Annotated in this window: 10 protein-coding genes; 6 read left to right on the top strand and 4 right to left on the bottom strand. The window is 71.1% G+C overall.

Annotated features, from left to right (window positions below; genetic code table 11):
• Positions 1-60: 60 nt before the first annotated feature.
• The 3 genes from O7634_RS05620 to O7634_RS05610 are packed head-to-tail and all read right to left on the bottom strand — an operon-like array spanning position 61 to position 2,104.
• On the bottom strand, positions 61-369 hold the full coding sequence (locus tag O7634_RS05620; RefSeq protein WP_278149099.1) for a cupin: 309 nt from the start codon (positions 367-369) through the stop codon (positions 61-63).
• The gene (locus O7634_RS05615; RefSeq protein ID WP_278149098.1) at positions 366-1,316 is read right to left on the bottom strand and encodes an LLM class F420-dependent oxidoreductase; all 951 of its coding nucleotides are present in this window, start codon (positions 1,314-1,316) and stop codon (positions 366-368) included. The genes O7634_RS05620 and O7634_RS05615 overlap by 4 nt, the downstream gene beginning before the upstream one ends.
• Positions 1,317-1,318: 2 nt before the next feature.
• On the bottom strand, positions 1,319-2,104 hold the full coding sequence (locus O7634_RS05610; protein WP_278149097.1) for an ABC transporter ATP-binding protein: 786 nt from the start codon (positions 2,102-2,104) through the stop codon (positions 1,319-1,321).
• Between the two features lie 269 nt (positions 2,105-2,373).
• On the opposite strand from O7634_RS05610, the gene O7634_RS05605 reads away from it, so the two are divergent.
• A complete protein-coding gene (locus O7634_RS05605; RefSeq protein ID WP_278149096.1) occupies positions 2,374-3,405 on the top strand; it encodes an ABC transporter substrate-binding protein in 1,032 nt (343 codons plus the stop codon).
• 103 nt (positions 3,406-3,508) lie between these two features.
• Positions 3,509-4,366: an ABC transporter permease gene (locus O7634_RS05600; RefSeq protein ID WP_278149095.1), complete on the top strand. Its 858-nt coding sequence runs from the start codon at positions 3,509-3,511 to the stop codon at positions 4,364-4,366.
• 205 nt (positions 4,367-4,571) lie between these two features.
• Here O7634_RS05600 and O7634_RS05595 read toward each other — a convergent pair whose 3' ends face one another.
• Positions 4,572-5,750, bottom strand: coding sequence for an ABC transporter substrate-binding protein (locus O7634_RS05595; protein WP_278149094.1), 1,179 nt, complete (start codon positions 5,748-5,750; stop codon positions 4,572-4,574).
• A 444-nt stretch (positions 5,751-6,194) separates the two neighbouring features.
• Between O7634_RS05595 and O7634_RS05590 the strand changes: the two genes are divergently transcribed.
• The 4 genes from O7634_RS05590 to O7634_RS05575 all read left to right on the top strand — a co-directional run bounded on the left by O7634_RS05590 (position 6,195) and on the right by O7634_RS05575 (position 10,771).
• Positions 6,195-9,308: a sensor histidine kinase gene (locus O7634_RS05590; protein ID WP_278149093.1), complete on the top strand. Its 3,114-nt coding sequence runs from the start codon at positions 6,195-6,197 to the stop codon at positions 9,306-9,308.
• Positions 9,305-9,712 (top strand): roadblock/LC7 domain-containing protein, encoded by a 408-nt coding sequence (locus O7634_RS05585; protein ID WP_030329975.1) that lies wholly within the window; start codon positions 9,305-9,307, stop codon positions 9,710-9,712. The genes O7634_RS05590 and O7634_RS05585 overlap by 4 nt, the downstream gene beginning before the upstream one ends.
• 89 nt (positions 9,713-9,801) lie before the next feature.
• Complete coding sequence (locus tag O7634_RS05580; RefSeq protein WP_007465174.1) at positions 9,802-10,167, top strand: DUF742 domain-containing protein; 366 nt, start codon at positions 9,802-9,804, stop codon at positions 10,165-10,167.
• Positions 10,148-10,771 carry an ATP/GTP-binding protein gene (locus tag O7634_RS05575; protein WP_278149092.1) on the top strand — a complete coding sequence of 208 codons (624 nt, stop codon included), beginning with the start codon at positions 10,148-10,150 and terminating at the stop codon, positions 10,769-10,771. Before O7634_RS05580 ends, O7634_RS05575 begins: the two co-directional genes overlap by 20 nt.
• The last annotated feature ends 1 nt before the right edge of the window (position 10,772 follow it).

Below are 10,772 nucleotides of genomic sequence, written 5' to 3'. Positions count from 1 at the left end.
CACCTGGTACACCCGATCGCCACCGGCACGCCGCGCGGCACGCCGGTGGCGACCGGTGGGCTACTTCAGCTCGACCAGCCGGGCGAGATAAGTCGTATCTCCGACATTGGTCAGCATGTGCACCGCACCCGGGTCCCGGTAGACCACCCCGCCGGTGGGCTCGTCGGCGTCGATCCGGGTGCCGTCCACGGTCTGCACGACGTTCTTCGCGCCCTGGATCGCCACCACCAGGTACGGGTGGTCGTGCCGGTGCAGCGGCTGCCGCTCGCCCGGCTCCAGGCGGATGTGCCAGACCCGGACCCTGTCGTTCTCGTACACGATCTCCTGGCCCACCGGCCCGAGTTCGGTTCCCTCGATCACGTCGGTCATCGTTCTCCGTCCAGTTGGGGCAGCACCTCGGCGGCGATCAGCTCGAGGTGGTCGAGGTCGGCGAAGTCGATCAGACGGAGGTGCACGCGGGTGGCGCCGATCGCGGCGAACTCCCCGATCCGCTCCACGAGCTGGGCCGGGGAGCCGACCACCGGGTCCTCCGGCGGCAGCGCGCTCTTCTCGTGCAGTGGCGCGGCCCGCCGCTGGGCCTCCGCGTCGGTGCGACCGATGGCCACCACGATCCCGGCGGACAGCACCAGCGGAGCCCGCCCGGACTCCGCCCGTCCGGTGCGCTCGCACGCCTCACCAACCCGGTCGAACGCACCGGCGGTGACCGCCACGGACTTGAACGGCATGTTGAACTCGTCGGCGTACCGGGCGGCCAGCTCGGGCGTCCGCTTGGGGCCCCGCCCGCCCACGATGATCGGTGGGCCGGGCACCTGCACCGGCTTGGGCAGTGCGGGCGCGTCCACCAGGCGGTAGTGGTCGCCGGTGAAGGAGTAGGTCCCGCCCGGCGGGGTCCGCCACAGCCCGGTGATCACCTCAAGTTGCTCGGCCAGCCTGTCGAAGCGCTCGCCGACCGCCGGGAACGGGATGCCGTACGAGGTGTGCTCGCGCTCGTACCAGCCGGCGCCGATGCCCAGGTCGATCCGGCCGCCGCTCATCTGGTCGACCTGCGCCACCATCACCGCGAGCGGGCCGGGCAGCCGGAACGTGGCAGACGTCACCAGGGTGCCGAGCCGGATCCGCTCGGTCTCCCGGGCCAGCGCGGCGAGGGTCAGCCAGGCGTCCGTCGGGCCGGGCAGTCCCGGGTCGGCGCCCATCGACTGGTAGTGGTCGGCACGGAGAAAGCCCTCGTAGCCGCAGGCCTCGACCAGTCGCGCGAACCGGAGCTGGTCGTCGTAGCTGGCGCCACGGTGCGGCTCGGTGAAGACCGACACCCGCATGGTCAGTGTCCTTCCGCGCCGGCCGGGGCCGGCTGCTCGCGTTCCATCAGCAGCTCGTGCAGATCCGCGCTGACCCGGGCGACGTCGGCCAGGTGCGCGTTGCGGCCCAGGGTGCGGGGTCGGGGGATGTCGACGTCGACGACCTTGCGGATCCGGCCCGGACGCGGGCTCAGCACGACCACCCGGTCGGCGAGCAGCACCGCCTCGTCGATCGAGTGGGTGACGAAGACGATCGTCGACTTGTTCTCCATGTGCACCCGCTGGAGTTCGCCGGAGAGCTCCTCGCGGGTGAGCGCGTCCAGCGCGGAGAACGGCTCGTCCATCAGCATCACCCGGGGCTCGCCGATCAGCGACCGGCACAGCGACACCCGCTGCTGCATGCCGCCGGAGAGCTCGTGCGGCAGCCGCTTCTCGAAGCCGGCCAGGCCCGCGACGTCGAGCAGTTGCCGGGCCCGCTCCCGATGCTTGGCGCGGCTCCAGCCGAAGATCTCCACCGGCAGGAGAACGTTGTCCAGAACGGTGCGCCAGGGCAGCAGTGCCGGCTTCTGGAACAGCATCGCGATGTCCTGACGGGGGCGGGTGATCGGCGTGCCGGCGACGGTGATCTCGCCCGCGCTCAGCGGGAGCAGCCCGGCGATCAGTCGCAGCAGAGTGGACTTGCCGCAGCCGGAGCGGCCGAGCACGGCGACGAACTCCCCGTCGGCGACGTCGAGGTCGATGCCGCGCAGCGCCTCCACCCGGCCGGATCGGCCCTCGAAGGTACGGGACACCCCGGACAGTCGGATCATCTCCGGCGTACCTCCGCTGAGTGGTTGGTCAGGAATCCGGGAAAGGCTAGCCGGCTTGTCGCCCTGTCGCACCGTCCGGGGTGGTCGTCAGGTTGTTTCCGTAACGCAACCCGGTACGACTGGCGTCGCAACTGTGGGGTTCTCGTACGCTGTGCCCGCGAAGAGTCCCCCCACGACGGCGGCGTCCGGCTTCCACCCCTTCCGCCGGCCCGTCACGACAACCCCCTCCGGTGGCTCCCGGCCCCGGTCGGAAAGGACATGGTGCACTGATGAGAAGGCTGACCCGTACGGTCGCCACGGCCGCGCTGGCCACCGCCCTCGCCCTTGTCTCCGCCTGCAGCAGCGGGTCGGATTCGGCCGACGACGCCAAGGGCGGCGACGGCAAGGCCCTGGAGAAGGTGACCTACCTGACCTCGTTCGGCCAGTTCGGGCGCGACTCCTACGCGTGGGTCGCGAAGGAGAAGGGCTTCTTCAAGGACGCCGGCTTCGACGTCGAGATCAAGGCCGGTCAGGGCACCGGCGGCGTGATCCAGACCGTCGTCGGTGGCCAGGCCGACTTCGGCCCGATCGACCTCACCGGCGGTCTGCTCCAGGTCGGCAACGGCCAGGCCAAGGACTTCACCGTGGTGGCGGCGATCCAGCAGCGCACCATGGCGGGCATCGCCTCCGTCGAGGGCAAGAACATCGCGTCGCCGAAGGACCTGGAGGGCAAGAAGCTCGCCGACACCCCCGGCTCCGTGGTCCGCAACCTCTTCCCGACGTACGCCCGGCTCGCCGGCGTGGACGTGAACAAGGTCACCTGGGTCAACGGTGAGGCGCAGGGCCTGATCGGCATGCTCGGCTCCGGCTCCGTGGACGGCATCGGCCAGTTCGTCGTCGGTCAGCCGACCATCGAGGCGGTGGCCAAGAAGAAGGCCGTCATGCTGCCGTACAGCAACGTGATGCAGGACCTCTACGGCAACGTGCTGATCACCTCCTCCAAGATCGCCAAGGAGAAGCCCGAGATGGTGAAGCGGTTCACCGCGGCGCTGCTCAAGGGCCTGGAGTACAGCCTGGCCAACGCCAAGGAGGCCGGCGAGATCCTGAAGAAGAACGTGGACGCCTCCAACCCGGTCGCCGCCGCCGCCGAGCTGGAGCTGATGGCCGCGTACGTCCGTTCCGGCAACACCGGCACCGCGATCGGCACCCTGGACAGCGGCCGGGTCGCCAAGAGCATCGCCATCCTGCAGGGCGCCGGCGCGCTGAAGCAGAACATCACCCCCGAGCAGATCATCGACTTCGGCCTCGCGCCGAAGGCCTGATCGTCGGGTCGCCAACCGGGGGTACGTCCCGCCGTCTCCGGCGGGGCGTACCCCCGGCGCTCGTCGGCTCCCCGGCGGGCCGTGGGATTTCGGAGGAGGAGAGATGACCGACGTCCGGTCGGCGGATCCGGCGGTGGCGCCAGCGCCATCAGCGGGTGGAGGCGAGGCGGGGCGGGCCGGTCGTGGCGCCGGCCTCCGGGCCGGGGCCGGGGCCGCGCTGCTGCCCACGGCCGGCCTGCTTGTCGCCCTGGGGGCGTGGTGGCTGATCGCCCGTCTGGAGCTGGTCCACCCCGCGGCCCTGCCGCCGCCCGGTGACGTGCTCACCGCCTTCGTCGACAAGCCCGCGCAGATGCTGGAGCACACCTGGGACACGATGCTGGAGATCCTGTACGGCTTCGCGCTCTCGGTGGCCGCCGGTGTCCTGCTCGGACTGTCCCTGGCCAGCTCCCGCACCGTCGAGCGGATGTTCACACCGCTGCTGGTCGCGGTGAACGCGGTACCGAAGATCACGCTCGGGCCGCTGCTGGTGGTGGCGCTCGGTTGGGGTCAGAAGCCGATCCTGACCATGGTGTTCCTGCTCTGCTTCTTCCCGATCGTGCTCTCCACCGCGACCGGGCTGACCACCACGCCGGCCGACCTGGCCGAGCTGGTGCGCTCCTGGAACGCGTCCCGCTGGCAGGCGTTCCGCAAGGTGCGCTTCCCGGCCGCGCTGCCGCAGATCTTCGTCGGCCTCAAGGTGGCGATGCCGCTCGCCGCGATCGGCGCGGTGATCGGTGAGTTCCAGGCCGGCGAGAGCGGCCTGGGGTACGTCATCACGCAGTACGCCGGCGTCGGCGACACGCCCACCGCCTGGGCGGCGATCATGCTGGTGGCGTTGGTGAGCATCCTGCTCTACACGGCGCTCCTGCTGATCGAACGCCTGGCCCTGCCCTGGGTCCGCGAAACCACCAGCAGCCGCTGACCACCAAAAACGAGAACCACCAAGGTAAGCAGAAGGCCGGCCCCCACCAGGAGGCCGGCCTTTTTGTTCGATGCCGCAGGCGAGTCAGGTGTGGCCGGCCGTGCCCGGCGGAGGGATCAAGCCTGACCGCCCGGAGCCGGGCACGGTCGGCCACACCCCACCCGGCACCGGACAAAGCCCGACACGGAGAAACAAGGCCAGAGCCTTACCCCGCCAACCGCCACCGGCCATTGCGCGCGACGAGCGTGGTGAGGGCCTGGGGCATCAGGCCGCTGTGGTTGTCCGGCGTCATGCGGATCGGACCGGAGAGGCCGTCCATCTGCGACGTCTCGAGGACGTTCCGGATGCCGTCGCGGTCGACCTTGCCGGCCTCGCCGCCGGCCCGCAGCTCCGCGTCGGCGATGAGCTGGACGGCGTCCGCGGCGAACGACGAGGCTCCGTTGTAGTCACCGAAGCGTGCCGTGTAGTCCTGGAACCACTGCCGTCGCGCCGCCTTGGCCGGCGTGGTCGCGATCACGTCGTCGATCACCATGGTCTGGGTGAAGATCAGCGTTGCCCGCTCGGTGGCCTTGGCCGCCGCGCCGAGGAAGAGGTCACCGGCCGCTCCAGCGTCGAAGTAGAGCGACCCACGGAAGCTGGCCTGCTGGGCGCTGGTCGCGGCGAGCGTCGCCTGCTCCGGCGGGGTCCAGAAGACCAGCGCGTCCGGCTTGCCGGTGGTGAGCTGCCGGACCTGCTGGCTGACGTCGGTGTCGGTGATTTTGGCCCGCTGCTCGCGGAGCGAGATCCGGGCCTTGTCCAGTTCGCTCTTGAGCGCTGCCGAGCCCTCCCGGCCGTAGTCGTTGTCGCTGACGAGCATTCCGACCTTGCGAATGTTGTTGCGGCGCAGTTCCGTGGTCAGTGCGGCGGCGCTGTCCGCGGCGTTGGGGCCCAGCTTGAACACGTACCGCCGATCGGCGACCGGGGCCGCGATCGCGCCGGAAGAGGCGAGCGCAATGGTGGGAATCCGCTTCTCGTTGATCGTTCCCACCGCGCCGACCGCGCATTCGTTGCAGCCGCCCATGATGATGGCGCTGACCCGCGGATTACTGCTGAAGTCGACGATGTTGCGAAGCGACTCGGCGGCGTCGGAACGGTTGTCCTTCACGTCCAAATCGATCTTCCGGCCGTTCAGTGCCCCGGAGGCGTTCAACTGATCGACCTTGAGTTTCAGTGCCCGCTGGTATGTCTGGCCGATCGAGGCCGCGGCGCCGGATAGCTCGAGATCGGCGCCGATCACGATCGGACTCGTGTCCTGCTCCGCTGCGCCGAACTGGCAGCCGGTGAGGGTGGTGGCCACTACGGCCGATGCGAGCGCCGCGATCGTCGCGGAGCGGATGGGGCTCAACTCAGTCCTCCAGGTGCGGGCGCGGGCGCTGCCCGGTCACCGCCGCTAATCCGTCCTCAGTGGAGGGCGGGATCTTCTCTGCCGTACGGTGTGCGCGAAGCCTGCAAAACCTTGCCAATGGCCGGCGCTGTGGTCAAGCGCGGACCCCGACGGTATTTTCGGGACGGTCATCCCACATGCTGGGGTAACGCGATGTTTGCAAAACCTCACTTTGCATACACGCGTGACCACTCTGGAGTCACATGCCCTGTTCAGGGGCTTGCGGAAATGAAGGTATCAGTTGCCCGGATCAGGGGATGCGCTCCGTCCGACCGTTTCCTACCTCACTGCGGCTTCCCAAACAGGATCATCTCTGATGAAATCGCGGCCGTGCCGCGCGTGGTCCCCTCCGCTTACGGCATGGCTCGGCGGGTCAGGCGGGGAAGAAACGACGGAGGCGATGTCGTGAGCACCGGACCGACGACCCTGCCCGCGTTCGGCGACAGCAGTCGACGTGCGCGTCGACGGTTGCCGCGGCTGCGGGACGCCCGGATCCGGTCCAAACTGGCGCTGATCCTGGTCGTACCGGTGGCGGCGGTCATCGCCCTCGCCACGGTTCGTCTGATCTCGGTGGGCGAGGGCGCCTTCGACGCCACCCGGGCCCGCGCGCTGACCGCGCTCTCCATCGACGTCAGCGCCCTGACCCAGGACCTCCAGGCCGAGCGGATGGCCGCGGCCGGCTACCTGGCCAGCCCGCAGCAGCCGGCCGACGCGTACAACCTGCGGGTCCGTCAGACGCAGCAGCGGGTCGACGAGTACCGCGCCGAGCGGGACCGGATCGGCGAGGTGCCGGCGGCCCTGCGGGACCGGTTGGCCGCCATCGACGACCACCTGGCGACCCTGGACGGCACCCGCCAGGAGGTGCTGGACCGCCGGCAGATGGCGGTCGCCGAGGCGGTGCTCCGTTACGGGGTCATCCTCACCGACCTGGTCTCCTACGGCGACGGCCTGGCCCAACTGCCCGGCGACGAGAGCCTGGCGGACAGCCGACGCGCGGTGGCCGCCTTCGCCCGCGCCAAGGCCGCGGTCGCCGAGGAGGAGGCCGTCGCGTTCACCGCGCTGACCGCGGGCCAGCTCGACTCGGAACAGTTCTCCTCCTTCGTGGCGACGTTGACCGGCCAGCAGGAGGCGCTCGTCGCCTTCTCGCTGGCGGCCGACCCGGTGCAGCGCGCGCTCGTCGACAGCACCGTCTCCGGCGACGCCGTCGGTCTGGCCGACCGGGTGGCCACCGACATCAGCCGCTCGGTGGGGCAGCGTCCGCTGGTCACCGCGCAGGACGCCGTCGCCGCTGTCGGCGCCGTCAACGACCTGATGCGCTGGGCCGAGATCCAACTCCAGGACCGGTTGTTGCGCCAGGCCGACCAGGCGCGATCGGACGTGATCCGGCAGGCGGTGGTCGAGTCGGTCCTGGTGCTGCTGACCCTGATCATCGCGGTGACGCTGGCCGTGGTGCTGGCCCGCTCGCTCAACGACTCGCTGCGCCGCCTGCGTGAGGGCGCCCTCTCGGTGGCCAACCACGACCTGCCCGACGCGGTGCACCGGCTGCAGAACATGGGCAGCGTCGGCGACGGCGGGGTGGAGGAGATCGTCCGGCAGGTGCGGGACCCGATCCAGCTCAACATCCGCGACGAGGTGGGGCAGGTCGCGCTGGCCTTCAACGTCGTACACCGGGAGGCGGTGCGGGTCGCGGCCGAGCAGGCCGCGCTGCGGACCAGCGTCTCGGCGATGTTCCTCAACCTGGCCCGCCGCAGTCAGACCCTGGTCGACCGGATGATCGGCGAGCTGGACGCGATCGAGCGTGGCGAGGAGGACCCGAAGCGGCTCGCGCAGCTCTTCGAGCTGGACCACCTGGCCACCCGAATGCGCCGCAACGACGAGAACCTGCTGGTCCTGGCCGGCGCCGACTCCGCGGTGCCGCGCCGCGACGACGCGCTGGTGGTGGACGTGCTGCGCGCCGCGCAGTCCGAGGTGGAGCTGTACAACCGCATCGAGTTCGGGACCGTGGACACCGACATCTCGGTGGCCGCGCACGCGGTCAACGACGTGGTACGCCTCGTCGCCGAGCTGCTCGACAACGCCACCCGGTTCTCGCCGCCGAACACCACTGTGGTCGCCGACGGCCGACGGATCCGCGACTACGTCCTGATCCAGATCGAGGACCGTGGTCTCGGCCTCACCGACGACCAGCTCGACTCGCTCAACCGCCGGCTGGCGGCCCCGCCGAGCGTCGACGTCGCCGCGTTCCGACTGATGGGTCTGGCCGTGGTCAGCCGGCTCGCCTCCCGGTACGGCATCCGGGTCGAGCTGCGCCGCAACGCCGAGGGCGGCACCGTCGCCCAGGTGACGCTTCCCGCCACCACAGTGGTTCTGCCCAGCACCCGGGGCCGCGAGCAGGTGCTCACCCGGCCGCGCCAGCCGATGGCTGTCGAGCAGGCGCCGCTGGCCACCGCGGGGCACGCCGAGCAGTTCGCCGGTGCCGCGACCTCGGCGGCCACCCTGCCCGACCAGTGGCGTACCCCGGCGTCCCCCCAGTGGCAGTCCCCGTTGGACTCGCGGGACGCCACCTCGACAGTGCAGGCGGGTGGCTACACCGGTCCGCGCTCGACGATGCCGTCCGTCCCGGCCCCGGCGGCCCCACCGCCCGCCGCTCCGCTCGCGCCGGCGCAGCCCGCGTACAGCAACGGGGCTGGCGGCCCGACGGTGGCCTACCCGGCCGTCGACCCGCTGCCGCGGCGCGGCGCCACGACGGAGCCCGCCGACGGACCCGTCGCCCCGGGCCTCCCGGTCGGTCCGGTCGCCGGACCGGGGGCGGTGGCCCCGCCGGTCGCGCCGTCGGTGCCTCCCGCGCCGTCGGTGCCGCCCGCACCGGTCAGCACCCGGCCCGACTTCCCGGCCGAGGCGCCGATCTTCCGGGAGATGGAGGCCGTCTGGTTCCGGTCGCACGGCGACGACGCCACGGCGATCTTCACCCGACCGAACTTCGACGGACCGCCACCGGCGCCCACCACCGCCGACGCCGGGCTGCGTCCGGACAGCGGAAGCCAGCAGCCTGCCACGTCGGTGCCGGCCGCGGCACCGGCCCGACCGCCGCTGCCGACCCGTACCCCGGGCTCCACCGACGGCGGCGGCACGCCGGGTACCGGCGGCCGCGGTGGTGCGAGCGCCGACGCGCTGGGCGCGCCGTCGACAGCGCCGCCGTCGTACACTCCACCCCCGGCTGCCCGACCGGCTCCCGCCGTGGAGCCGGAGGCGTGGCGGACGGCCGCCGACGAGGGCTGGTCCCGGGCCAGTCGGGCGGCTGAGCCGTCCCCCGCCGGGACGACCCGGTCCGGGTTGCCCAAGCGGGTGCCGCAGGCGCAGCTCGTGCCCGGTGGCATCGAGCCGAAGAGTGGCCGGGACCGCAGCCGGCGGACCCCGGACGAAGTACGTGGTCTGCTGTCCGCCTACCACCGTGGTGTGCAGCGCGGTCGAACGGCCGGATCGGACCTGAACAGCACCTCGACCAAGGAGAGCCAATGAACAGGCCAGCTGCCATGCAGGACATGGGTTGGCTGCTCACCAACTTCGCCGACAGCGTGGCGGGCATCGCCCACGTGGTGGCGGTGTCCGCCGACGGGCTGCTGCTCGCGTCCTCCCGGGATCTCCCGGCGGACCGGGCCGACCAGCTCGCCGCGATCACCTCCGGTGTGGTGAGCCTGACCGAGGGCGCGGCCCGGATGTTCAGCGCGGGTGGGGTGTTGCAGACAGTCATCGAGATGGACAGCGGCTATCTCTTCCTGATGTCGATCAGCGACGGCTCGTCGATGGCGGTGCTCGCCGCGCGTAGCTGCGACGTGGGTCAGGTGGGCTACGAGATGGCGCTGCTCGTCGAACGGGTGGGCGCCGCGCTGGTGCCGCTGCCGCGCGACGCGGTGCGCTCGTAGGACCGGACGGCGGCGCTCCGGCCGAGCGTCGCCGTACGGCCGGCGAACGGCGTCGAATAGCTCCACAATGGACGAGGAGGTGATCGGGGATGGACCAACGACGCGCTGACCCACGCGGCGCGCTGGTGCGTCCGTACGCGGTCACCCGCGGTCGTACCGAGCCCCGGCAGGACATCGCCCTCGAGGCAGTCCTCACCGCCTCGCCCACCCAGGTCGCCGAGTCCCGCTTCGCCGGGCATGACAAGCACCGCATCGCCACGGTCTGTGAGGGCCGCGCGCAGTCGCTGGCGGAGATCGCCGCGTACACCCGGATGCCGCTCGGCGTCGCCCGGGTGTTGGTCGCCGACATGGTGGCCGAGAGCCTGCTGACGTTACACACTGCTGCTCCCGCCGAGGGGTTCGAGGAGCGGATGGAACTGCTTGGAAGGGTGCTAAGTGGACTTCGCAGGCTATGACTCCGCAGGGGGGCGGCCGGGCCGGGGAATCGTCTCCGCGAAGATCGTCGTCGCGGGTGGCTTCGGCGTCGGTAAGACGACACTGGTCGGGGCGATCTCCGAGATCACACCGCTGACCACCGAGGCGTTGATGACGGCGGCGGGCGTCGGCATCGACGATCCGTCCAAGGTGCCGGGCAAGGAGACCACCACGGTCGCCATGGACTTCGGCCGGATCACCATGGCTCAGGACCTGATCCTGTACCTCTTCGGTACGCCCGGTCAGACCCGGTTCTGGTTCATGTGGGACGAGATCATCCGGGGCGCGGTGGGCGCCGCGGTGCTGGTGGACACCCGCCGGATCACCGACGCGTTCGCCCCGCTGGACTACTTCGAGAACCGCAACCTGCCGTACGTGGTGGCGCTGAACCGGTTCGACGGCGCTCCCCAGTACGAGCTGGAGGAGATCCGCGAGGCGCTGGCCATCTCACCGCAGGTGCCGCTGGTGATGACCGACGCCCGGCGTCGGGACTCGGTCAAGCAGGTGCTGGTGACGGTGGTCGAGCACGCGATGCTCCGGCTCCAGTCGGAGCACGGGCGGGGCTTCCCCACGCCGGTCGGCTGAC

It is taken from the genome of Micromonospora sp. WMMD1120, from assembly GCF_029626235.1.
Classification (GTDB): domain Bacteria; phylum Actinomycetota; class Actinomycetes; order Mycobacteriales; family Micromonosporaceae; genus Micromonospora.
This window is presented reverse-complemented; position numbering and strand designations above follow the sequence as displayed.